17 protein-coding genes and 2 pseudogenes are annotated in these 22,670 nt (G+C 72.6%); 13 read left to right on the forward strand and 6 right to left on the reverse strand.

The window, feature by feature from the left end:
• The 3 genes from ABD207_RS07350 to ABD207_RS07360 all read left to right on the forward strand — a co-directional run.
• Nucleotides 1-869 (forward strand): hypothetical protein (locus tag ABD207_RS07350; protein WP_344010991.1); only part of this gene is annotated, 869 nt, incomplete at its 5' end.
• Between the two features lie 424 nt (nucleotides 870-1,293).
• Nucleotides 1,294-1,968, forward strand: coding sequence for an RNA polymerase sigma factor (locus ABD207_RS07355; RefSeq protein ID WP_344010993.1), 675 nt, complete (start codon nucleotides 1,294-1,296; stop codon nucleotides 1,966-1,968).
• A complete protein-coding gene (locus ABD207_RS07360) occupies nucleotides 1,968-3,134 on the forward strand; it encodes a hypothetical protein (RefSeq protein WP_344010995.1) in 1,167 nt (388 codons plus the stop codon). Before ABD207_RS07355 ends, ABD207_RS07360 begins: the two co-directional genes overlap by 1 nt.
• A 616-nt stretch (nucleotides 3,135-3,750) precedes the next feature.
• Here the strand turns inward: ABD207_RS07360 and ABD207_RS07365 are convergent.
• Nucleotides 3,751-4,668 carry a L,D-transpeptidase family protein gene (locus tag ABD207_RS07365; RefSeq protein ID WP_344010996.1) on the reverse strand — a complete coding sequence of 306 codons (918 nt, stop codon included), beginning with the start codon at nucleotides 4,666-4,668 and terminating at the stop codon, nucleotides 3,751-3,753.
• Between the two features lie 168 nt (nucleotides 4,669-4,836).
• Here ABD207_RS07365 and ABD207_RS07370 point away from each other — a divergent pair, with 168 nt between their 5' ends.
• Both ABD207_RS07370 and leuE read left to right on the forward strand, forming a co-directional pair.
• The gene (locus ABD207_RS07370; protein WP_344010998.1) at nucleotides 4,837-6,417 is read left to right on the forward strand and encodes an acyl-CoA mutase large subunit family protein; all 1,581 of its coding nucleotides are present in this window, start codon (nucleotides 4,837-4,839) and stop codon (nucleotides 6,415-6,417) included.
• A 112-nt stretch (nucleotides 6,418-6,529) separates the two neighbouring features.
• Nucleotides 6,530-7,186: a leucine efflux protein LeuE gene (gene leuE / locus ABD207_RS07375; protein ID WP_344010999.1), complete on the forward strand. Its 657-nt coding sequence runs from the start codon at nucleotides 6,530-6,532 to the stop codon at nucleotides 7,184-7,186.
• 90 nt (nucleotides 7,187-7,276) lie between these two features.
• Here the strand turns inward: leuE and ABD207_RS07380 are convergent.
• A pseudogene (locus tag ABD207_RS07380) lies at nucleotides 7,277-8,156 on the reverse strand (FAD-dependent monooxygenase); the annotation flags it as partial.
• Here ABD207_RS07380 and ABD207_RS07385 point away from each other — a divergent pair.
• A pseudogene (locus ABD207_RS07385) lies at nucleotides 8,144-8,485 on the forward strand (TetR/AcrR family transcriptional regulator C-terminal domain-containing protein); the annotation flags it as partial. The pseudogenes ABD207_RS07380 and ABD207_RS07385 sit on opposite strands and share 13 nt — an antisense overlap.
• Nucleotides 8,486-8,546: 61 nt before the next feature.
• Here the strand turns inward: ABD207_RS07385 and ABD207_RS07390 are convergent.
• From ABD207_RS07390 to ABD207_RS07400, 3 genes are read right to left on the reverse strand one after another with little or no spacing between them, the layout of a single operon-like run.
• The gene (locus ABD207_RS07390) at nucleotides 8,547-9,668 is read right to left on the reverse strand and encodes an acyltransferase family protein (protein WP_344011001.1); all 1,122 of its coding nucleotides are present in this window, start codon (nucleotides 9,666-9,668) and stop codon (nucleotides 8,547-8,549) included.
• 40 nt (nucleotides 9,669-9,708) lie between these two features.
• Nucleotides 9,709-11,052 (reverse strand): polysialyltransferase family glycosyltransferase, encoded by a 1,344-nt coding sequence (locus ABD207_RS07395; protein WP_344011002.1) that lies wholly within the window; start codon nucleotides 11,050-11,052, stop codon nucleotides 9,709-9,711.
• Complete coding sequence (locus ABD207_RS07400) at nucleotides 11,049-12,029, reverse strand: glycosyltransferase family 2 protein (protein WP_344011004.1); 981 nt, start codon at nucleotides 12,027-12,029, stop codon at nucleotides 11,049-11,051. Before ABD207_RS07400 ends, ABD207_RS07395 begins: the two co-directional genes overlap by 4 nt.
• Nucleotides 12,030-12,249: 220 nt before the next feature.
• Between ABD207_RS07400 and ABD207_RS07405 the strand changes: the two genes are divergently transcribed.
• From ABD207_RS07405 to ABD207_RS07420, 4 genes are all read left to right on the forward strand, one after another.
• Nucleotides 12,250-13,569, forward strand: a complete 1,320-nt coding sequence (locus ABD207_RS07405; protein WP_344011005.1) for a DUF6716 putative glycosyltransferase — start codon at nucleotides 12,250-12,252, stop codon at nucleotides 13,567-13,569.
• 134 nt (nucleotides 13,570-13,703) lie between these two features.
• Entirely contained in the window at nucleotides 13,704-14,990 is a 1,287-nt protein-coding gene (locus ABD207_RS07410; RefSeq protein WP_344011007.1) for a cytidylyltransferase domain-containing protein, read from the forward strand.
• A 107-nt stretch (nucleotides 14,991-15,097) separates the two neighbouring features.
• Nucleotides 15,098-16,033 carry an N-acetylneuraminate synthase family protein gene (locus tag ABD207_RS07415; protein WP_344011009.1) on the forward strand — a complete coding sequence of 312 codons (936 nt, stop codon included), beginning with the start codon at nucleotides 15,098-15,100 and terminating at the stop codon, nucleotides 16,031-16,033.
• An 8-nt stretch (nucleotides 16,034-16,041) separates the two neighbouring features.
• Nucleotides 16,042-17,187, forward strand: coding sequence for a hypothetical protein (locus ABD207_RS07420; protein WP_344011010.1), 1,146 nt, complete (start codon nucleotides 16,042-16,044; stop codon nucleotides 17,185-17,187).
• On the opposite strand, the gene ABD207_RS07425 is transcribed toward ABD207_RS07420, so the two are convergent.
• A complete protein-coding gene (locus ABD207_RS07425; RefSeq protein WP_344011012.1) occupies nucleotides 17,114-17,788 on the reverse strand; it encodes a class I SAM-dependent DNA methyltransferase in 675 nt (224 codons plus the stop codon). The genes ABD207_RS07420 and ABD207_RS07425 overlap by 74 nt on opposite strands.
• 329 nt (nucleotides 17,789-18,117) lie before the next feature.
• Between ABD207_RS07425 and ABD207_RS07430 the strand changes: the two genes are divergently transcribed.
• From ABD207_RS07430 to ABD207_RS07440, 3 genes are all read left to right on the forward strand, one after another.
• Entirely contained in the window at nucleotides 18,118-19,347 is a 1,230-nt protein-coding gene (locus tag ABD207_RS07430) for a M20 family metallopeptidase (RefSeq protein WP_344011171.1), read from the forward strand.
• 243 nt (nucleotides 19,348-19,590) lie between these two features.
• On the forward strand, nucleotides 19,591-20,634 hold the full coding sequence (locus ABD207_RS07435; protein WP_344011013.1) for a BMP family lipoprotein: 1,044 nt from the start codon (nucleotides 19,591-19,593) through the stop codon (nucleotides 20,632-20,634).
• An 889-nt stretch (nucleotides 20,635-21,523) separates the two neighbouring features.
• The gene (locus tag ABD207_RS07440; protein ID WP_344011014.1) at nucleotides 21,524-22,570 is read left to right on the forward strand and encodes a BMP family lipoprotein; all 1,047 of its coding nucleotides are present in this window, start codon (nucleotides 21,524-21,526) and stop codon (nucleotides 22,568-22,570) included.
• Nucleotides 22,571-22,670 lie beyond the last annotated feature (100 nt).

A 22,670-nucleotide genomic window follows, 5' to 3' on the forward strand; every position in this document is an offset into this window, starting at 1 on the left:
GCCGCTTCTCCTACTCGAACACCAACTACGTCCTGCTCGGCCTGGTCGTAGAACGGGTCACCGGCCGTTCCTACGCCGCCGAGGCCGAGCGGCGCGCCCTCGCCGCCTTCCGCGCCGCCCGCGACAGCGGAGCACACCGGGCGCGCACCCGGCGCCGCGACGACTGGCGCCCACGCCGGCGGCGGCTGGGCGGCCACTCCGTGAAGGCCCTGCTCGGCGTGGTGCTCGGCGGCCTCACCCTCAGCGGCGTCGCCGTCGCGGGCATCGGCACCCCCGGATCCGGCCAGGACGCGCCGGCCGACCCCGACCGCACCACCACCCCCTCCTCTCCCCGTTCGTCCGCCCCGCCCACCGGGCGCCCGGCGCCCGGCGCCACGGCCACCGACGAGACGTCCGACCCGTCTCGCCCCGCCCCCGCCCGGGACACCGAGGCCCACTGCCGCGCCTACGAGAAGGTCCGCGACCGGGGCAAGGCGCTGCAGGCCCCCGCCTGGCAGCGCCTGGTGACCGCGGCGGGCGGCGAGGAGAAGGTCGACGCCTACTGTGCGGAACTGACCGGGGAGCGGAACGCCGGGAACGCGGAGACTTCCGAGGAAGACGAGAACGCGAACAACGCGAACAACGCGAACAACGCCGGAAACGCGCAGAGCGGGGAGAGCGCGGGAAGCCAGGAGATTCCGGAGATCCCGGAGAACGCGGGGATCCCGAAGAAGGCGGAGATCCCGGAGATCCCGGACAAGGTGCCCACCGGGCCGGCCCGGGAGGCGAACGGCGCCGGGAGCCTGCCCACCGCCGGTCAGGGCGGCGGAACCGAGGACGAGAGCGGCGACCGGGGTGCGCCTGGCCGGCCGGGCGGCGCGACCCCGTAACCTGCACACCCGTAACCTGAACAGGTCACCAGGCGGAACGCTCAGGCCGTACGACACCGGACGCGCCTGTGGCGGCGGCGGTGTGCCACGGCCAAAGCAACGGCCGGGGCCGCCACCCCCCACAGGAGAGGCCCCGGCCGTCGCGCGGCACGGACCGCGCGGCGGCCCGTACTTCCTACAGCGCCGGGGGTGCGTTTTCTGTCACACCCCGCTGTGTCACGGGTTAGTTGCATCCTGGACAGACATGGACGGCGAGTGGTTTCAGGTCGTAACGTGCCTTTCGCGCCATCGTGGCGGGTGCAGGATCACCGCGACCACCTGCGGTTTCTGACGCCGCGACGACCGCACGACCAGACGAGGAAACACAACGGCGAGCGACCCGGTCCGCGTAAGCGGCGCCGGTTGGGGCGCAGAAGGGCCTGCGGTGCTGGGGGACGACGCGGAGCTGACCGCCGCGGTGCGTGCGGCACAGGACGGGGACGAGACCGCGTTCCGGACTGTGTATCGCGCCGTGCATCCGCGGCTGCTGGGATATGTGAGGACACTCGTCGGCGAACCCGACGCCGAGGACGTGACCTCCGAGGCCTGGCTGCAGATAGCCCGTGACCTGGACCGGTTCAGCGGTGACGCGGACCGTTTCCGCGGCTGGGCCGCCCGGATCGCCCGCAACCGCGCCCTGGACCACATACGCATGCGCGGCCGCCGTCCCGCCATCGGCGGCGACGAGACCGAGCTGGCCGGGCGGGCCGCCGAGTCGGACACCGCGGGCGAGGCTATCGAGGCCCTCGCCACCGACGGCACCTTCTCCCTCATCTCCCGGCTGCCGCAGGACCAGGCCGAGGCCGTGGTGCTGCGCGTGGTCGTGGGCCTCGACGCGAAGACCGCCGCCGAGACGCTCGGCAAGCGGCCCGGCGCCGTACGCACCGCCGCGCACCGGGGCCTGAAACGGCTGGCGGACATGATCGGCGACGACCCGGAGACACATCCGGAATCCGCCGGGGTGCTCGACGCCCTTCCGCCGCAGCGAGAACCGCACCGGCGTGCGGTGACGTCCGCGAGTGTGACGCATATGCGAGCGCGGACGCAGAAGGACATGTGATGGCCGACGAGCAGCACAGGTGGCTGGACCGCGACACGGCGGAGCGTTTGCTGAGCGGACTGCCGCCCGAAGCCGCCGATCCGGCTGCCCGGGAGAAGGCCGAACGGCTCGCCCGGACCCTGGGTGCGCTCACTCCGCCCCCGCTGACCTGCGAAGAACTTCCCGGCGAGGCGGCGGCCCTGGCCGCCTTCCGCAAGGCGCGCGAGGAGCGGGAGGGCCGGTTCGAGACGGCCGGCGCCGAACGCGGCGGAGGCGCCCGGACCCTGGAGGCGGGGCTCGTCCGCATCGGCGGTTCGCGCCCCGATGCAACCGCAACCGTTCGCCGGTCGCGCTGGACCCGCCCGGTGCGGCTGGCGCTGGCCGCCGCGATGGCCGCCGGCATGGTCGGCGGGGCCGCTGCCCTGGCCGGAACCGGAGCCTTCCCCGGCCCGGCCGGCGACCCCGGGACCGACCCGGCCGCCTCCGTGACGGCCAGCGCCACACCGAACGAGCGACCCCTGGTGACGCCCCCGCCGGACAAGGGCACGGGCGGCGGAGCCACCCCGGACGAGGACGGTGGGCGGCCCTCCCAGGGCGCGGCCGGCTCGGCCCAGCCGGGCGGGCCCGCCACCTCCGGTGACCAGGGCCAGGACACGGGCGCCCCGGCGGCGCCCGGCACGGACTCGAAGGACCCGGGGTCCCGTGCGGGCCGGGGCTGGAAGGAGACCGTCGCCGCCTGCCGCGCACTGCGCGAGGGCCGGCACCTCGACGGCGACCGCCGCCGCCTGCTCCAGAGCGCGGCCGGTGACTCCGCCCGCGTCGGCCGCTACTGCAAGGGCGTGCTGGCAGCGGCGGGTTACAGCTCCAAGTTCCGCAAGGGCGATCAGGACTCCCGCGAGCGTTCGGACTCCCGCGAGGGTTCCGACTCCCGCGACCGCACGGACGACGGCGGTGACGCGGACAAGGACGGCGACAAGCGCGGCGGTCACGGCAGACACGGCGACAAGAAGCACCGGCACGGCGGCAAGAACCGCTACGACCGGAACGACCGGAACGACCGGCACACCCGCGCCGAGCGCCGGCGTGCCGACGACACGGGCTCCGGCATCCGCCGCGCCGGGCACGCCCGTCTCACCGCCCAGGCCGGCGGCACCGGAGTGACGGGCACCGTCTCACTGACCGCCTGACCTGACGCAGCCCCCCGCCCGACCAGACCCGACGCCCTGCCCGGTCCGGCGCTCGACCCGCTCCGGTGCCCTGCCCGGCTCGCTGTGACGCCCGGGCTCGACCCGCTCCGGTGTCCTGCCCGGCTCGCCGTGACGCCTGGCCCGACCTGCCCCGGTGTCCTGCCCGGCTCGCTGTGACGCCCGGGCTCGACCCGCTCCGGTGTCCTGCCCGGCTCGCCGTGACGCCTGGCCCGACCTGCCCCGGTGTCCTGCCCGGCTCGCCGTGACGCCTGGCCCGACCTGCCCCGGTGTCCTGCCCGGCTCGCCGTGACGCCTGGCCCGACCTGCCCCGGCGCCCAGCCCGCCCCGGTGCCGTCCGGGTCCTCGCTCCCTCCTCCGACTCACCGGCGCCTCTGACCTGCGATTTTGTCAACGCCCAAAATTTTTTCGTTGAGGGTGTGACGTTTTTGGAGGCCGCGGCGCAGTAATGAGTGAGCCGACTGGTCATCGGCCGTCGCACAGAGCCGGGGTTCCCCCCGTACCTGCGGCTCGTGCATCGGCGCGGGCGGGACACGTTCCCCCGGTCCCGCCCGCGCCCCGAATCTCTTCTCCCGCTTCTCCGTCGCCGTGCCCGGTCTCACCAGTGCACGACGACCTTGTCGCCCTTGCGCACCTGCCCGAACAGCCGGGCGATGGCCGCCTCGTCCCGTACGTTGACGCAGCCGTGCGAGGCACCGGCGTAGCCCCGGGCGGCGAAGTCGGCCGAGTAGTGCACCGCCTGCCCCCCGCTGAAGAACATCGCGTACGGCATCGGCGAGTCGTAGAGCGTGGAGACGTGGTGCCGGGACTTCCAGTAGACGCGGAAGATGCCCTCGCGGGTCGGGGTGCCCCGGGAGCCGAAGCGCACCGGCAGGGTCATGAGGGTGCGCCCGTCGATCATCCAGCGCAGGGTCCGGCTCGACTTGCTGATGCACAGCACCCGCCCGGTCCGGCAGCGCGGGTCGGGCGTGTCGGCCGGCTGCCCGCCCATCAGATACAGCTCCCATTTGCCGGGCTCACGCGTCATCCGCACCAGCCGCTGCCAGGTCGCGGCGTCGACCGACCCGGTGCGGGGCAGCCCCCGCTTGGCCTGGAAGCCCCGTACGGCCTTCTCCGTCGGCGCGTCGTACCGGCCCGTCGGCCCGTGGAACAGCCAGGCTGCCTGGCGCAGCCTCGCCTGGAGCTCACGGACGTCGCGTCCGGTGTCACCGCGGGACCACAGCACCTTCGAGGGCGCGGCCGGCGGGGGCGCGGGCTTCCTCGGCGGGGACTTCTTCGGCGCGGGCCGCGGCGGTGCGGGGCGCGGAGGTGCGGCCCGCGGCGGTGGGGTGGCCCGCGCGTCGGCGGACTTCTTCGGCCGGGGCTTCTCCGCCCCGGACGGCGTCTCGCTCGGCCAGTAGATCCGGATGGGAGCCTGCTTGCCGTCTCCGTCGCCAGGCTGCACCGTGCACCCGGCCGCCGCACAGAGCGACACGGCCGCCAGCGCCGAGACGGCGGCGCTCGTTCTCTTCCTCATGCCCGTCCTACGCACCCAAGCCCCCCGCCGTCTCACCGGGACACCACCTGGCCCTCGTCTGACAGATGTCTCCCCTGGCGTGAAGGGTTCCGAACAACGGGGCATGGTGGTGAGTGACCGAACGACATCCTGTACCCATCACCCACCAACCGGCGGGAGGCTCACACCATGGCGCGCGAGTCGGAGTCCGGACTGCCCATCGAGCCGGTGTACGGGCCGGGGGCGTTGGAGGGCTGGGATCCGGGGGAGAAGCTGGGTGAGCCGGGGTCGTATCCGTTCACCCGTGGGGTGTACCCGACGATGTACACCACTCGGCCCTGGACGATGCGCCAGTACGCCGGGTTCGGGACGGCCGCGGAGTCGAACGCCCGCTACCGGGATCTGATCGCCCACGGCACCACGGGGCTGTCGGTGGCGTTCGACCTGCCCACCCAGATGGGCCACGACTCGGATGCGCCGATCGCGCACGGCGAGGTCGGCAAGGTGGGCGTGGCCATCGACTCGGTCGAGGACATGCGGGTGCTGTTCGCCGGGATCCCGCTGGACCAGGTGTCGACCTCGATGACGATCAACGCGCCGGCGGCGCTGCTGTTGCTGCTGTATCAGCTGGTGGCCGAGGAACAGGGCGCCGGTGCGCGGCAGCTGACGGGGACGATCCAGAACGATGTGCTCAAGGAGTACATCGCGCGGGGCACGTACATCTTTCCGCCGAAGCCGTCGCTGCGGCTGACGGCGGACATCTTCAAGTACTGCCGGTCGGAGATGCCGCGGTGGAACACCATCTCCATCTCCGGCTATCACATGGCCGAGGCGGGGGCCTCGCCCGCGCAGGAGATCGCGTTCACGCTGGCGGACGGGATCGAGTATGTGCGCACGGCGGTGGCGGCGGGGATGGAGGTGGACGATTTCGCGCCGCGGCTGTCGTTCTTCTTCGTGGCGCGCACCACGCTGCTGGAGGAGGTGGCCAAGTTCCGTGCGGCGCGCCGGATCTGGGCGCGGGTGATGCGGGAGGAGTTCGGGGCGAGGAATCCGAAGTCGATGATGCTGCGGTTCCATACGCAGACGGCGGGGGTGCAGCTGACGGCGCAGCAGCCGGAGGTGAATCTGGTGCGCGTGGCCGTCCAGGGGCTGGCGGCCGTCCTCGGCGGGACGCAGTCGCTGCACACGAATTCGTTCGACGAGGCGATCGCGCTGCCCACGGACAAGTCGGCGCGGCTGGCTCTGCGTACCCAGCAGGTGCTGGCGTATGAGACGGATGTGACCGCGACGGTGGATCCGTTCGCCGGCTCGTATGTGGTGGAGTCGATGACGGACGAGCTGGAGGCGGCGATCGTGGAGCTGATGGGGAAGGTGGAGGACCTCGGCGGGGCCGTGAACGCCATTGAGCGTGGGTTTCAGAAGAGTGAGATCGAGCGGAACGCCTACCGGATCGCTCAGCAGACCGACAGCGGTGAGCGGGTCGTGGTCGGCGTCAACCGCTTCCAGCTCGACGAGGAGGAGCCCTACGAGCCCCTGCGCGTCGACCCCGCCATCGAGGCCCGGCAAGCCGAGCGCCTGGCCCGGCTGCGCGCCGAACGCGACCAGCGGGCGGTGGACGGCGCCCTGACCGCGCTGCAGAAGGCGGCGGAGGGCGAGGACAACGTCCTGTACCCGATGAAGGAGGCCCTCAAGGCCCGCGCCACCGTCGGCGAGGTCTGCAACGCCCTGCGGGAGGTCTGGGGCACCTACGAGCCGAGCGACGTCTTCTGAGCCGCTCGCCGGTCCGCCCACGCCGGTGTCTCACACGGGGTGTCTCACACGGGTGTCTCACCTGGCGAAAAGCCGGAGATGACAGTCGTGTCTCCGTGCGACACTCCTGTCCATGTTCGGTGTGCACGATCTTCCCACCTACCTCGCAGGTCTCGTCCTGATCGTCCTGCTCCCCGGCCCCAACTCGCTGTATGTGCTCTCGGTGGCCGCCCGCAGGGGCGTACGCACCGGCTATGCGGCGGCGGCCGGAGTCTTCACCGGGGACACCGTCCTGATGACGCTGGCGGCGCTCGGCGCCGCCTCCGTGCTCAGCACGACCCCGCTGCTGTTCCTGGTGGTGAAGTACGCCGGAGCCGCCTACCTGGCCTGGATGGCGTACGGGATGCTGCGCTCGGCGTGGGCCATGTGGAAGGAGCGGGGCGCGCCCGCGAAGCCGGCGGAGGCGCCCGCCGCTACGTCCGCCGCCGACGAACACCCCTACCGGCGCGCCCTGATCGTGTCGCTGCTCAACCCGAAGGCGATCCTCTTCCTGATCTCCTTCTTCGTGCAGTTCGTCGACCCCGGCTACCCCTACCCCGCGCTCTCCTTCCTGGTGCTCGGCGCGCTGCTGCAGACGGCGAGCTTCCTCTACCTCTCGCTGCTGATCTTCAGCGGCACCCGGCTGGCCGAGGCGTTCCGCCGCAGGCGGCGGCTGGCGGCGGGGGCCACCTCGGCCGCGGGCGCGCTGTTCCTCGGCTTCGCGGCCAAGCTCTCGCTCGCGAGCGCCTAGCAACCTAGCCGCTCTCCGCGTTCCGGGGACGGCCGGTCAGCGCCGGGTTCCGGGGACGGCCGGTCAGCGCCGGGTTCCGGGGACGGCCGGTCAGCGCCGGGTTCCGGTGGGGGCCGGCCGGAGCCCGATTGCCGCGAAGTACCCGCCCAGTCCGTCCGCCGTGTCCCCGGTCCAGCCGACGTAGCCGTCCGGGCGGACCAGGAAGACGCCGGGGCCGTACGCCTCCGGGGCCGCGGGCAGGGTGCGCACCCGCTCCGGTGCGTCGTCCGCCTGCCCGGCGCCCAGCAGGGTCCAGTGCGGTCCCCGGAACGCGTCGAAGAGACGGACGCCGATCACCGTGCCGTCGGGTGCGCGGTCGCCGGCGCGCACCCGGCCGGGGGCCGTGCGGGTCTCCCGGCTGAGTGACGAGTCCCGGTAGCCGAGCCCCAGTTGCCGGGTCGCCGCGCCCCGGCGCACCTCGCCGCGGTGGACGCCGGTCGACAGGCGCAGCATGTCCGCCGCGATCGGGCGCCGCTCCTCCTCGTAGGTGTCGAGCAGCGCCGGGTCCGCTCCCTCCCGCAGTACCGCGCCGAGCTTCCAGCCCAGGTTGTAGGCGTCCTGGACGCTGGTGTTGAGGCCCTGCCCGCCGGCGGGGGAGTGCACATGGGCGGCGTCACCGGCGAGGAAGACCCCGCCCGCGCGGAAGCGGTCGGCGAGCGCGGCGCGCCTGACGGAAGTCCGATGCCCAGCGGACCTCGGTGACGTCCGAGGGGGAGAGATGGGTGCGTTCGGCGACCACCCGCCGCACCCCTTCCGGTGAGAGGTCGACCCGCGTGCCCTCCGGGAAGCGGGCGACCAGCTGGAAGTCCTCCCCGGGCAGCGGGCACAGCGTGAGGAAGTCGCCGCCGTCCCCGCGCGGCGGGAAGATGTGTCAGTTGTCCCGGTCCAGGCCGGTGACCCGCACATCGGCGACCAGCATCGGGCTCGGCTCGCACCGCCCTGGTCCACGCCGAGGCCCAGGAGGACAACCTGCGCCTGCTCACCGGCGCCGGACTCACCCTCGCCCAGGCGGTCCGGGCGCTCACCACGACCTTCGTCTACACGCTCGGCTTCGTCACCGAGGAGCAGGGCGTCCAGCCGCTGCCCGGTGAGCGCCGCGAGGGCTACGACCTCGAGGAACGCGCCCGCCTGATGGCCGACTTCCCGCTGGCGGCCCAGGCCGGCGCGGAGCTGTTCGCCGACTTCGACCGGCACTTCGAGGAGGGCCTGGCGCTGATCCTCGCGGGCATCGAGGCCAGTTACCGGCCGAAGCCCGCCTGATCCGGCCCGGCCCGCCTGATCCGGCCCGGCCCGCCTGATCCGGCCCGGCGGCCGGCGCACCTCAGCGCGATGGTGAGGACAGCAGCGCCCGCAGCCGCGGAGTGGCCGGCCTCTCCACCCGGCGGTGGATCAGCCACGCCAGCAGCAGCATCGAGGCGACCGTCAGCGCGAACGTCACCGCCGACGGCAGACGCAGCCCCCGGTGCAGGGCGCCGATCACCACCCAGCCGAGGTGCTCGTGGACCAGGTAGAACGGGTACGTGAGCGCCCCGGCCACCGTCAGCCAGTGCCAGTCGGCCCAGTCGAGCCGGCCCAGCGCGACCGCCGCGACGGCGGCGAAGCCCAGGGTCACGATCAGGACGATGACGGCGGAGGAGCGGTGGGAGAACGCGTCCCCGCCGGGCGCGTGCCACAGCTCCCGCACCGCATGGTGCTGGCCCAGCAGCCAGCTCACGCCCACGATGCCCCAGGCGTGCACGTCCCGCCGGTCACGGTGGACCAGGTACAGACCCACCCCGCCGACGAAGAACGGCGCGTACTCGGGCATCAGCACCAGGTCCAGCAGCGGCTCCCGCGCGGCCTGCGCGATCACCGCCGCCGGCGTCCAGCCCGCGCAGAACAGGACGACCCGACGCCGGCTCGCCCCGGGCACCACCACGCACAGGGCGAACAGCGCGTAGAAGCGCAGCTCCGCCCACAGCGTCCAGCACACGCCCAGCACCCGGTCCGCACCCAGCGGCATCTGCAGCATCGTCAGATTCACCAGCGCGTCGCTCGGCGCCACCGCCTGGTACGCCACCACCGGCAGCGCGAACACGGCCACCACCAGGGCGACGGCACACCAGTAGGCCGGCAGCAGCCGCGCCGCACGCGAGGCGAAGAACGCCCCGAGCGCCCGGCCCCAGCCGCTCATGCAGATCACGAACCCGCTGATCACGAAGAAGACCTGCACACCCAGGCACCCGTAGGCGAACCAGGTGTGCAGGGTGGGGAACTGGAGCTTCGGGGACGTGCCCCAGGCCTCGGCGACCTCACCGCCGCGACCGCCGTAGTGGTAGACCGCCACCATCAGCGCGGCCAGCAGGCGCAGGCCGTCCAGGGCCCGCAACCGGCCTTGGCGGTGCGAGGTGTGCGGCCGCAGGGTCGTGTCGTGGGCCGGGCGGCCGGCGGTCAGGCTGGTCATGTACGGCTCCCAGGGCCGTGAGCCGGGATCGGCGCCCCGCTCATCGCCGCACCAGCCGTCGCAGCCGTCGCAGCCGTCGCAGCCGCGGTGCCGCCCGCCGCACCGTGGGGCTGCGGAGCAGGAAGGCGAGCCGCGCCGGCACCCCGCCGGGCAGGCCCAGGGAGGTCAGCCGCTTCCGTTTGAAGTAGCGCCGGGTGCGGTCGTCCAGCCGCGTCGACAGACAGCGCTCGGCGTCCTGCCGCAGCTCCGGCAGGATCCTCGGCTGCATGGCGAAGCCGACCGCCCGGATCAGTTCGCCGAGGCTTTCGGTGTCCTGGCCCCGGCGGCCCTCGGCCACCGCATCACGGTCCGTCAGCTCGGGCAGCAACGCGTCGACGATGGTGACGGGCACGCGGTTGCTGTTCTCGAACGGCGTCAGCCGGTCCAGCAGCAGCCCCGTCCCCGCTCGCGCCACCGGCAGCCCGTACAGCTCGGAGGCGGTGATCAGGGCCGTGGAGAAGCAGCCGGTGACCAGCGCCGGACGCATCCGCTGGTACAGCACCTCGGCGAGCACCGGAGCATCCAGCACCGTCAGTTCGGCGCCGAGCCGGTCCGCCTCCGCCTCCAGCAGCCGGCTGAAGCGGGCCGGTGCCGTGGGATGCGGCTTGAACACCACCCGCCGGTGACCGAGCCGGACGACGCCCCGCAGCATCTCGGCGTGCAGCCGCTCCTCCTCCTCGGCGGAGAGGATGTCCAGCGCCGACAGATACTGGCCGAGCAGCAGCGCGGGCCTCTCCACCTCCGGCAACCGCATGTCGGCGTCGGCCAGTTCGGCCAGCACCTTGGTGAACGCGGGCGTCGGCACCAGCTGTGCCGGGACGCCGAACTCGGTCAGCAGCAGCGGGCGCAGCCCCGGTACCAGGTCCAGATGCAGCAGCCGTTCCACCCGCGTGCCGACGAGCGGGTCCAGCTTGTTGCGGGTCGGCCCGTAGCTCATCAGACCGTCCGCGTAGACCGTCAGGGGCGCGTCGGTGAAGATCTGCGCCAGCCCCAGCGCCGGGTTGACCTGGATCGACTCGACGGCCAGCGACACCTCGTCGTCGCCCAGCCCCCACGCCGCCCGCAGGAAGCGTTCCCACAGCGGGGCGTCCTCCGGGCGCGGCGCCCAGCCTCCGGGATGGAACGGGAAGATCGTCTCGTTCCACGACGCCACCTCGTCGAAGCGGCCGCGCAGCCGCTCGAAGCCGGGCAGTTCGTCCACCGCCGGTGTCGTCTCCGGAGTCGCCGCGTTGTTGGACACCAGCAGCAGCCGCCGGCCGGCCGGGGCGAAACACCCGGCGTCCAGGGCGGCGGCCAGCGTTGCCGTGCCGTACAGCGTCGACGCCATGAAGATCTGCGTGGTCATGCCGCCGCCCTCCCCGCCAGGACCGGGCGCCGCCGCAGCCGGCGCAGCCGGGCGGCCCGCTCCAGGTCCATCGACGCCAGCGCCTCGTCGAGCACGTCCTGCGGCATCCGCCGCAGCGCCGCCGCGCTCATCGCCTTCAGCTTCCGGGCCACGGGCGCCTCGAACTTCTCGATGGAGGCCAGGTGATGGGCGATGATCGCGCAGTAGGTGCGCACGGCCTTCGGCAGCAGCGCCGCCGCCTCCGCATCCGCCGCGGTCTCCGCGACCACCTGGTCGAAGGCGCGGATGAAGTCCAGCTGCCGGGCGTCCCCGATCTGCGTCAGCGAGGAGGACACCCCGCGCCGGTAGAACACCCCGAGCAGGCCGGTCACCGCGAACGACTCCGCCTCACGGTGCAGCCTCCAGATCCACGGCCGGTCCTCGGCGGTGCGCAGCCCGTCGGTGAAGTGCAGCAGCCCCCGGTCGGCCAGACGGCGGTGGTAGATGCCGGCCCAGGCGTAGGCGTAGTCCACGGCGGTGCTCCGGTGCGCGGGCAGGATGGCCGCACGCGGCGAGAGCACCACATTGCGGCGGCCGTGCGGCACCCGCTGCACCGAGCGGGCCCGGGCCGTGCACCGCACATGGTCGGTGCGCACGAAATCGCAGCCCAGCCCTTCGATCGCCTCGAGCAGCCGCGCGTAATAGCCGGGCGCCAGCCAGTCGTCGCCGTCCAGGAACGTCAGATACTCCCCGCGCGCCCGGTCGATACCGGTGTTGCGGGCGGTCGCCAGACCCCCGTTTCTCTCGTGCCGGACCAGCACCGCGCCCGGCAGTTCGCGTTCGCCGCGCGCGAGAAGTTCCGCGGTCCCGTCCGAGGAACAGTCGTCGACCAGAATGAATTCGAAGTCCTCGCGCGCGTTCGCACGAAGACTGCGCAGGGCATCGGGGACGTATTGCCGCACGTTGTAGAACGGCACGATGACAGAGAGCTTCGGCACCCCGCAGACGTTAGGTGGCACCCCGGCATCCGTCTTGACCTGCACCTTGAGGCAGAGTGAACGACGCGTGGCGAAGTGGTGAACCGGTCACTTCCGCGCCGGTGAAAATCCGTTCGCGACTTTCCGGGCCGGGCCGATTCGCCATTCGGCGGCGCGCTGTTCACCTTTTGTTGGATTCGGGTTGGGCGGCTCCTTGGAATTCCTTCCTAGCGTCATCGACGTGCCAGCAAGTGCAACGAAAGCCCTGCGGGTGGCGGTCCTCGCGGATTCCGACACCCGGTGGAAATGGGGCGCGCTCACCGCGATACGCCTCGCCCCGGCCGGCGGCGACCGGCCGGCCCTGCGGCTGGACGGATTCCTGCTGCGCGGCCGGGCCACCCCGACCGCCCGCCAGCTGACCGAGGTCGGCGTCCGCGCCGACTCGATCGGCGAGGTGACCGCGGCCGAGTTCCTGCGCACCATGCGCGACACCGGCCACGACGTCCTGGTGCTCGCCCTGGTCGGCGGCAGTGTCCAGGCCCTGCTGCACGGCCTGCGGCACATCTGGCAGGACCGGCGGGACCGTCCCGTCGTCGTCACCGGATACGTCGGGGTCGTCTACGAGAAGCTCGCCGACGGCCTGCTGCTGCGGCACGGCGCCGACCTGGTCCTCGCCAACTCCCGCCAGGACGCGAAGCGTTTCCGCGCGGTCTACGAGGGCGTCGGCGCCGACGCCGGTGCGGTCACCGAGGTCGCGCTGCCGTTCCTCGGCGGTGCGCCGTACACCGGCCCCCGCGAGCCGTACACGGTGGTGTTCGCCGCCCAGCCGTCCGTGCCGGAGAGCCGCAAGGACCGTACTTACCTGCTGGAACGGCTGATACGGCACGCCCGCAGCCACCCCGAGCGCGAGGTGCTGCTCAAACTCCGCTCCCGGCCCGGCGAACACACCACCCACATCGAGGAACTGCCCTACCAGAAGCTGGCGCAGAAGCTCGACCTGCCGCCCAACCTGCGCCTGGTGTACGGGCACATGGGCGAGGTGCTGGACCGCACCGACCTGCTGGTCACCGTCAGCTCCACGGCCGCCCTCGAGTCCCTGCACCGCCGCATCCCCACGGCGATCCTCACCGACCTCGGCGTGCGCGAGTCCCTCGGCAACCACCACTTCATCGGCTCCGGCTGCCTCGCCTCCTTCGACCAGCTCGACGCCGGCCACCGACCGGAGCCGGACCCGGAGTGGACCGCCCGGCAGGGCGTCGCGGCGGACGGGACGTACGAGACGGCCTTCGACACGGCCCGCGAGCGCCTGCTCAAGCTGCTCTCCTCGCCCGCACTGCCGCCGCTGACCCCCTACTACACACCGGCCACCGCGCCCGGCTACCTCCCCGGCATCCTCGCCCGCCACCACCTCGCGCCCGACGGCAGCCTGCTGCCCGGAGCGCCGGCAGCGGACCAGCGGCCCGGGCCGGTGCGCCGGATCGTGCGGCGGGCCGCCCGCGGCGCCTACCGGCACGGGGTGCAGCGCGTGGCGCCGGTCATCCGGCGGATGGGGGAGCTGTGAACGCCCGCGCCCAAGACGGCCGTACGCCGCCCAGCGCAGCACCGCCGGGAGCGGCTGTCCCTCAACGGAATGGCCCCGCACCCGTCCTCGGTACGTCCGCCTCACCCGCCCCCTCGCCTCCAGGAGTGCACGCCATGCCCGAACCCCCGGCCGCGTCCGCCGCGTCCGCCGCGTCCGCCGCAGCCGTGCGGCGCCGGGTGCTTGCCGTCATCCCCGCGCGCGGCGGCTCCAAGGGCGTGCCCGCGAAGAACCTCGCCCCGGTCGGCGGCGTCCCCCTGGTGGCCCGCGCGGTGCGCGAGTGCCGGGCCGCCCGGCGCGTCACCGACGTGGTGGTGTCCACCGACGACCAGGCGATCGCCGCCGCCGCACGTCAGGCCGGCGCCGAGGTCGTGACCCGGCCCGCCGCCCTCGCCGGGGACACCGCCACCTCCGAGGCCGCCGTCCTGCACGCCCTGGACGCCCACGAGGCACTGCACCACGCCCCGGTGGACGCCGTCCTGCTGGTCCAGTGCACCAGCCCGTTCCTCCTCGCCGAGGACATCGACCGGGCGGCCGCGGCGGTCACCGAGCAGGGCGCCGACACGGCGGTGACCGTGGCCCCGTTCCACGGCTTCCTCTGGCGCGACGGCAGCGACGTATCCGACGGCAGGGACGGAGCGAGGGAGACGGCCGCACCCGCCGGAGGCTACGGCGTCAATCACGACAAGGCCTTCCGCCCCCGCCGCCAGGACCGCCCCGAGGACCTGCTGGAGACCGGTGCCGCCTACGCCATGGACGCGCACGGGTTCCGCACCCACCGGCACCGCTTCTTCGGCCGCACCGCCCTGGTGCGCACCGACCCCGCCCGGGTCCTGGAGATCGACGACCCGCACGACCTCGCCCGCGCCCGGGCCCTCGCGCCGCTCCTGGACGCCCACCGCCCCGGCGCCCTGCCGACCGCGGACGACATCGACGCGGTCGTCCTGGACTTCGACGGCACCCAGACCGACGACCGGGTGCTGATCGACGCCCACGGACGGGAGCTGGTCGCCGTGCACCGCGGCGACGGCCTGGGCATCGCCGCGCTGCGCCGCAGCGGACTGCGGATGCTGATCCTCTCCACGGAGCAGAACCCGGTCGTCGCCGCCCGCGCCCGCAAGCTGCGCGTGCCCGTGCTGCACGGCATCGACCGCAAGGACCTCGCCCTCAAGCAGTGGTGCGAGGAGCAGGGCATCGCGCCGGAGCGCGTGCTCTACGTCGGCAACGACGTCAACGACCTGCCCTGCTTCGCCCTGGCCGGCTGGCCCGTGGCCGTCGGCAGCGCCCACGACGCGGTGCGCGGCGCCGCCCGCGCGGTCACCACCGCCCCCGGCGGTGCGGGCGCCATCAGGGAGATCGCCGGCTGGCTGCTGGGCCCGTCCCTCGACTCCCTCCCCCTCTGACCCTCCCTCCCCCTCTGACCCCCTCTGACCCCCTCTGACCCCGAATCCCCGAGCGCCCCCAAACCCCCGAGCAACCCCGAGCAACCCTCAGTAAGGAAGCGCCACTCATGAGCAACTCCCGTATCCGCACCCTCGGTTCCCGCGAGATCGGCCCGGGCCGCCCCGTCTACATCACCGGCGAGATCGGCATCAACCACAACGGCGACCTCGACAACGCCTTCAGGCTGATCGACGCAGCCGCCGGCGCCGGCTGCGACGCGGTCAAGTTCCAGAAGCGCACCCCCGAGATCTGCACCCCGCGCGACCAGTGGGACCTCGAACGCGACACCCCCTGGGGCCGGATGACCTACATCGACTACCGGCACCGCGTGGAGTTCGGCGAGGACGAGTACCGGCAGATCGACGACTACTGCCGGCAGAAGGGGATCGCCTGGTTCGCCTCCCCGTGGGACATCGAGTCCGTCGCCTTCCTGGAGAAGTTCGACGTGCCCGCCCACAAGGTCGCCTCGGCCTCGCTCACCGACGACGAGCTGCTGCGCACCCTGCGCTCCACCGGCCGCACGGTCATCCTGTCCACGGGCATGTCCACCCCGAGGCAGATCCGCCACGCGGTGGAGGTCCTCGGCAGCGACAACATCGTCCTCTGCCACGCCACGTCCACCTACCCGGCGAAGGCCGAGGAGCTGAACCTCCGCGTCATCGACACCCTGCGCCAGGAGTACCCGAACGTGCCGATCGGCTACTCCGGCCACGAGACCGGCCTGCAGACCACGCTCGCCGCGGTCGCCCTCGGCGCCTGCTTCGTCGAGCGGCACATCACCCTCGACCGCGCCATGTGGGGCTCCGACCAGGCCGCCTCGGTCGAACCGCAGGGTTTGCAGCGCCTGGTCCGCGACATCCGCACCATCGAGGCCTCCCTCGGCGACGGCGTGAAGAAGGTCTACGAGTCCGAGCTGGCCCCGATGCGCAAGCTGCGCCGCGTGCCCGGCGTCGTCGCCGAGGCGGAGATCGCCGCGGCCGCGGGCGAGCCGCTGACCGTCTGAGCGGGCCGGTGATCCCCCGCGCCGGGAAGGCCGGCCCCCACACCCTCGCCTTCGTCGAGAGCCCGGTACAGCTGCTGAACGTGCTGGAGTGGGCGCACCTGCACGCCCCCGGCGCGGGGATCACCCTCGTGGTGCCGGCCCCCGTCGACCCGATGACCCGCGGCCAGCTGCGCCGCATGGCCGGACTGGCCCGCGAGGAGGGCCACACCGTCCGCTGGGAGGAGGCGCGCGGCGGCCCCACCGCCCCGCTGCGGACCGTGGGGGGCCTCGCCGGCCTGCTGCGCCGCGCCCACCGGGTCCTCCTCGGCGACCCCTTCTCCCGCTACGTACAGCTGCTGCTGACCGTCACCCGCGCCCGCGAGGTGGTGGTCGTCGACGACGGCACGGCCACCATGGAGTTCGTCGGCCAGCTCGCCCGCGGGGAGCGGCTGGTCCGCTGGCACCGCAAGGGCGGCAGGACCGGCCCCCGTGACCTGCTCCTCGCCCCCGTCTCCGCGGCCGCCCGGCGCCGCCTCACCCCGCACGGTGAGCGCCGCGTCGAGGTCTTCTCCTCGATGCCGGTGGCCGACAGCCCGCCCGGCGTCACCGTCACCGCCAACACCTTCGCCTGGACCCGCGCCCGCTTCGGCCCGCCCCGCATCGCCGAGGGCACCGACCTGGTGGGCACCTCCCTGGTGGAGACCGGCGTGGTCGACGACGGCGCCTACCTGGAGGCCGTCCGCGCCCTGGCCGCCACGCACGGCGCGACCCGCTACTTCGCCCACCGCCGGGAGAGCGCGGACAAGCTCCACCGGCTGGCCGTGCAGACCGGCCTGCAGATCGTCCGCCCGGAACTCCCGCTGGAGCTCATAGCCCGCCGGGGCCCGATCGGCTCCACCGTCCTCAGCTTCCCCTCCACGGTCGTCCACACCCTGCCCCTGGCGCTCGCGGGCACCGGCGTCCGCGTGGCGGTCTGCGACATCGACCCCGCCTGGCTCACCGGGCACGCCTCCCCCCGCGCCCGCGGCTTCCTCTCCACCGTGACCGCCACGGCCCGCGACGCCCACCGCCTGGCAGCGGCGGCGGGCCCGCGCTCTTCCGCTACGCCTCCTCGGGCCTGCGGGCGAGGAGCAGGGCGCGGGGGCGCTTCTCCTCGCCCTCCGGCTCCCGCATGACCTGCGCGGTGAGCTCCAGGCCGCCCTTGCGGAGGTGGCCGGTCACGGTGGCCGGGGTGCGCCAGTAGTAGTCGAGGGAGACGGCGTGCCCGAAGCGTTCGTCCAGGTGCAGGGTGCCGTCCTCCTCGCCGGACTGGAAGGCCAGCAGCACCGGGGCGCCCGGCAGCAGCACCCGCCGGAACTCGGCGAACAGCGACGGCAGATGCGCGTCGGGCACATGGATCACCGAGTACAGCGCCACGATCCCGCCGAGCGTCGCGGACGGCAGGCCCAGGTCGGTCATCGACCCCACGTGAAACCGCAGACCGGGATGCGCCTCGCGGGCCAGCGCCACCATGCGGGGCGAGAGGTCCACGCCGAACACCGGCAGCCCCATCCGGTGCAGCCGCGCCGTGACGTAGCCGGGCCCGCAGCCCAGGTCCGCCACGGGGGCGGGTGCGCCGTCCCGCCTGCGGCCCGCCAGTTCCGCGAAGGCGGCCAGCAGGGCGCGTTCCAGGGGCTGGTCGCTCAGGCCGTCCGCACAGCGGTCGGTGTACTCCTCGGCGAAGGCGTCGTACGCGGCGCGGGTACGGTGCAGGAACTCCGGGTCGGGTGCGCGCATGGCCCCGAACCTAGCCAGCACACCTGGCCGGTGTCCGCCAGTTGAACCGGTCCGCGTGGAAGGCGCCATGCGTGGTAACCGTGTGGAGAACGGGCGCATGCCGCCGCCGAGGCGGAAGATGTGAGAGAAGTCACTCTCCGCAGGTCGGGCAGCCGGCCCGAGGCGGGCCGTGCGGCCCGACCTCAATGAAAAGAGCGAGAAGCCTACCCATCTCGATGGGCAGCCATGCGTAGGGCGGCAAGATTTTCTTCCCCTAAGGGGTTGAATTTTCTTGATCAGGGGTCGGTCGGGGGCCTCCGCGCCCTACTCTTCAAAGGGTGAAGCCACTGATGTCACTGGAGTCCGAGATCGATCTCCCCGGGGGAGCGGTGCTTCCCGGTGCGCTCCCCGAGGCCCTGCGGGCCGAACTCGTGGCGTTCCGGCGCGATCTGCACATGCACCCCGAGCTCGGCAACCAGGAGTTCCGCACCACCGCCGCGATCAAGGAACGGCTCGTACGCGCCGGCCTGAAGCCGCGCGTCCTCTCCGGCGGAACCGGACTCATCTGTGACATCGGCGTACCGCAGGACATGGCCACCGGCTCGGCGATGCTCGCCATGCGCGCCGACATCGACGGCCTGCCCATCCCCGACATGAAGGCCGACTGCCCGTACCGCTCCGTCGTGCCCGACCGCGCCCACGCCTGCGGCCACGACGTGCACACCACCGTGGTGCTCGGCGCCGGCCTCATCCTGGCCGAACTGCACCGCCAGGGCCTGCTGCCCCGCCCCGTGCGGCTGATCTTCCAGCCCGCCGAGGAGGTGCTGCCCGGCGGTGCCGCCGACACCATCGAGGACGGCGCGCTCACCGGCGTCGGCCGGATCATCGCCGTGCACTGCGACCCGCGCGTCGACGCCGGCAAGATCGGGCTGCGCGAGGGCGCCATCACCTCCGCCTGCGACCGGCTGGAGATCGCCCTCGACGGCCCCGGCGGCCACACCGCCCGCCCGCACCTGACCACCGACCTGGTCACCGCCGCGGCCCGGGTCGTCACCGACGTGCCCGCGCTGGTCGGCCGGCGGGTCGACAGCCGCAGCGGGCTCGCCGTCACCTGGGGCCGGGTCGAGTCCGGCCACGCCCCCAACGTCATCCCGCAGCACGCGGAGCTCTCCGGCACGGTGCGCTGCCTCGACCTCGACACCTGGCGGCAGGCGCCGGACATCGTGGTCGCCGCCATCGACGAGGTGGCCAACCTGCACCGGGCCAAGTCCGAGATCAACTACGTGCGCGGCGTCCCGCCGGTCGTCAACGAGCCCGGGGTCACCGAGCTGCTGCGCGACGCGATGATCGCCCGGCGGGGTGTGGAGTCGGTGGACGGCACGGAGCAGAGCCTCGGCGGCGAGGACTTCTCCTGGTATCTGGAGCACGTCCCGGGCGCGATGGCACGGCTCGGGGTGCGCACGCCGGGGGAGCGGATCATCCGTGACCTGCACCAGGGTGACTTCGACGTGGACGAGCATGCGATCACGGTCGGGGTGGAGCTGTTCACGGCGGCGGCGTTGCTGGACGCGTTGCGCTGAATCGCTGAATCCCGGTCACTCCAGCCTCAGCAGTCTCTTCTGCCCTCCTCCGCTTGCATGGGCGGCGGGGGAGGTGCAGCGTGGTCCCAGCCTCACAGGTAAGTGCGCTCAGCACCGATGCGCCGGCCATCGGCACGAATGGATAACGGCCCCGCGGTACCCCGTTCCCAGGAGTGTCTACGCGCGTTAATGTGCGCCGAACCGAGCACCCGCTGCGGGGCTTTGGAGAATGGGGAACTTCAGATGCGTCGGATATCCAAACTGACCCGCGTCGCGGTGGGGGTCGCGTCGCTCGCACTCGCCGCCACTGCCTGCGGCGGCACCAGCAGTGACAACGGAGGGTCCTCCAAGCAGGACCGCGGGCTCGCCATCGCGTACGACATCGGCGGCAAGGGCGACCAGTCGTTCAACGACGCCGCCTACTCCGGCCTGCAGAAGGCCCAGAAGGAGTTCGGCTACAAGACCGCCGACGTCGAGCCGACCGAGGGCGAGACCGATGCGGACAAGGAGCAGCGGCTGGCGTCCCTGGCCCGGCAGGGCTACAACCCGGTCATCGGCGTCGGATTCGCCTACGGTCCGGCGATGAAGGCCGTTGCCTCCAAGTACCCGGACACCACCTTCGGCATCGTCGACTCCGTGGTCGAGGGCGACAACGTCGCGTCCCTGGTCTTCGCGGAGGAGCAGGCGTCCTACCTGGCCGGCGTGGCGGCGGCCAAGGCGACCAAGACGAACACGGTCGGCTTCGTGGGCGGTGTGGACATTCCGCTGATCCACAAGTTCGAGGCCGGTTACAAGCAGGGTGTGCAGGACACCAACCCCAAGGTCAAGGTGATCTCGCAGTACCTGACGCAGACCGCCGAGGAGGGTGGCTTCTCCAGCCCCGACAAGGGCAAGGCGGCGGCCGAGGGGCAGATCGAGAAGAACGCCGACGTCATCTACCAGGCGGCGGGTCTCTCCGGTCAGGGTGTCATCGAGGCGGCGGCCAAGGCGAAGGTCTGGGCCATCGGTGTCGACTCGGACCAGTACAAGCAGGAGGCGCTGGCCAGCTACAAGGACTTCATCCTCACGTCCGCGCTGAAGGACGTCGGTGGTGCGGTCTACGCGCTGGCCAAGTCGGTCCATGACGACAAGCCGCTGACCGGCACGCAGGTGTTCGACCTCAAGGTCGACGGTGTGGGCCTGTCCGAGAGCAACCCGAAGATGAACGAGATCGAGGGCCTGAAGGAAGCGGTCGCCAAGGCCAAGGAAGGCATCATCGACGGCTCCATCAAGGTCAAGACGGAGTAGCCCTCCCTCTCTCCACTTCTCAGCGGGCGGCGACCCTTGCGGTTGCCGCCCGCTGCGGCTGGGTGGGGGTGCGCGTTGGATGCCTGCACCTCCGGTGGGGTGCGCGGTTGTCGGGCTGCGGCTTCGGTGGGGTGCGCGTTGGATGCCTGCGGCCCGGTGGGGGTTCACGTGGGGATGCCTGCGGCCCGGTGGGGGTTCACGTGGGGATGCCTGCGGCGCATCTGCGGCTTCGGTGGGGGTGCGGGTGGGGATGCCTGCGGCGCATCTGCGGCTTCGGTGGGGTGCGCGTAGCGCCTACGGTGGGTGGGTGAGTCGGGGCCGGGGCGGTGGTATCCGTCCTCGGTCTGGCGCGGAATCGGTTTCTCACCGGAGTACGGGTGCGGACGCGCCAGCCGCTGCGGGCGGACACCACCACCCCGACCCCTCCCCGCCGCGCGCGTCCGCGCCACGCCTACGGCCCGCTTCGGCGGGGTTGCGTCCCGCGCGGCTAACGCGCCTCCGTAGCTGCGGGCAGTCGTGCCGCTTGGGGCGGCACGGGTGGGCGCAGCGGCACCCTGCTAGCGCCGGGAAGCGCAGCCCACCCCCGTCCAGCACACACCCCGGGTGCCCAATCCAGGCGCAGCCCCGTGCACGCGCACGCGTGAACGGGAGAGCAGGGCGCAGCCCAGCACCAACGCGCACTCCACCCACCCCCATGACGCCCCACCAGACCCGCCCCGAAATCCGCCACTCACCGTAACCGCCCCGCTCCCCTCAGCCCCCTTCAGCACGGGCGGATAACAAGGTGGACAGAAGGGGTTTTCAGGCAGGTCTACGCGCGTTACTCTGCGGCGAAGCCAGCGCCGAAGCTGAAACGTCCCGGCGCTTTGTACGACTAGGAGCACCACACATGCGCCGGATTTCCCGGATCACGGTCGCAGGCGCAGCGACCGCCTCCCTCGCCCTCACCCTCACCGCCTGCGGCGGCACCTCCACGTCGGCCAACGCCGAGGGCAAGGGGGACAAGGGCCTCGCCATCGCCTACGACGTCGGCGGCAAGGGCGACCAGTCGTTCAACGACGCCGCCTACGCCGGCCTGGAGAAGGCGAAGAAGGAGTTCGGCTACGAGACCCAGGACGTCGAGCCGACCGAGGGCGAGACCGACGCGGACAAGGAGCAGCGCCTGGTCTCGCTGGCCAAGCAGGGCTACAACCCGGTGATCGGTGTCGGCTACGCCTACGCCTCCGCCGTCAAGGGCGCCGCCGAGAAGTTCCCGGACACCACCTTCGGCATCGTCGACGACGCCACCATCAAGGCCGACAATGTCGCCGACCTGGTGTTCTCCGAGGAGCAGGCGTCCTACCTCGCCGGTGTCGCCGCCGCCAAGGCCACCAAGACCAAGACCGTCGGCTTCGTCGGCGGCGTGGACATCCCGCTGATCCACAAGTTCCAGGCCGGCTTCGAGCAGGGCGTCAAGGACACCGACCCCAAGGTCAAGGTCATCTCCCAGTACCTCACGCAGACCGCGGAGGAGGGCGGCTTCTCCAGCCCCGACAAGGGCAAGACCGCCGCCGAGGGCCAGATCGAGAAGAAGGCCGACGTGGTGTACGCCGCCGCCGGCCTGTCCGGTCAGGGCGTCATCGAGGCTGCCGCCGCCAACAAGGTGTGGGCGATCGGTGTCGACTCCGACCAGTACAAGCAGGAGGCCCTTGCCAAGTACAAGGACTCCATCCTGACCTCGGCGATGAAGGACGTCGCCAAGGCGGTGTACAACCTGGCGAAGTCGGTCGAGGAGGGCAAGCCCGAGACCGGTATCGTCAGGGGCGATCTGAAGACGGGTGAGGTGAGCCTGTCGAACTCCAACCCGAAGTTCGCGGACAACGCCGAGATCCAGGAAGCCGTCGCGAAGGCGAAGGAGAAGATCGTCAACGGCGAGATCAAGGTCAAGTCGAGCTGAGCCAGCAAGACCCCCGCGGGGTCGTGCGCGCTCGGCGGGGTGCGGGAGTCCGACCTCCCGCACCCCGCCGAAGCAGTGCGCCGCCCCTCCGTATGCCGTA

Source organism: Streptomyces thermospinosisporus (assembly GCF_039526425.1).
GTDB classification, from domain to species: Bacteria; Actinomycetota; Actinomycetes; order Streptomycetales; family Streptomycetaceae; genus Streptomyces; species Streptomyces thermocarboxydovorans.

Excerpts from the sequence above, each read along its gene's own strand:
- ABD207_RS07360 (WP_344010995.1), top strand. The coding sequence starts at position 1,968 with ATGGCCGACGAGCAGCACAGGTGGCTGGACCGCGACACGGCGGAGCGT.
- ABD207_RS07365 (WP_344010996.1), bottom strand. The coding sequence starts at position 4,668 with ATGAGGAAGAGAACGAGCGCCGCCGTCTCGGCGCTGGCGGCCGTGTCG.
- ABD207_RS07370 (WP_344010998.1), top strand. The coding sequence starts at position 4,837 with ATGGCGCGCGAGTCGGAGTCCGGACTGCCCATCGAGCCGGTGTACGGG.
- leuE (WP_344010999.1), top strand. The coding sequence starts at position 6,530 with ATGTTCGGTGTGCACGATCTTCCCACCTACCTCGCAGGTCTCGTCCTG.
- ABD207_RS07390 (WP_344011001.1), bottom strand. The coding sequence starts at position 9,668 with ATGACCAGCCTGACCGCCGGCCGCCCGGCCCACGACACGACCCTGCGG.
- ABD207_RS07395 (WP_344011002.1), bottom strand. The coding sequence starts at position 11,052 with ATGACCACGCAGATCTTCATGGCGTCGACGCTGTACGGCACGGCAACG.
- ABD207_RS07410 (WP_344011007.1), top strand. The coding sequence starts at position 13,704 with ATGCCCGAACCCCCGGCCGCGTCCGCCGCGTCCGCCGCGTCCGCCGCA.
- ABD207_RS07415 (WP_344011009.1), top strand. The coding sequence starts at position 15,098 with ATGAGCAACTCCCGTATCCGCACCCTCGGTTCCCGCGAGATCGGCCCG.
- ABD207_RS07425 (WP_344011012.1), bottom strand. The coding sequence starts at position 17,788 with ATGCGCGCACCCGACCCGGAGTTCCTGCACCGTACCCGCGCCGCGTAC.
- ABD207_RS07430 (WP_344011171.1), top strand. The coding sequence starts at position 18,118 with ATGTCACTGGAGTCCGAGATCGATCTCCCCGGGGGAGCGGTGCTTCCC.
- ABD207_RS07435 (WP_344011013.1), top strand. The coding sequence starts at position 19,591 with ATGCGTCGGATATCCAAACTGACCCGCGTCGCGGTGGGGGTCGCGTCG.
- ABD207_RS07440 (WP_344011014.1), top strand. The coding sequence starts at position 21,524 with ATGCGCCGGATTTCCCGGATCACGGTCGCAGGCGCAGCGACCGCCTCC.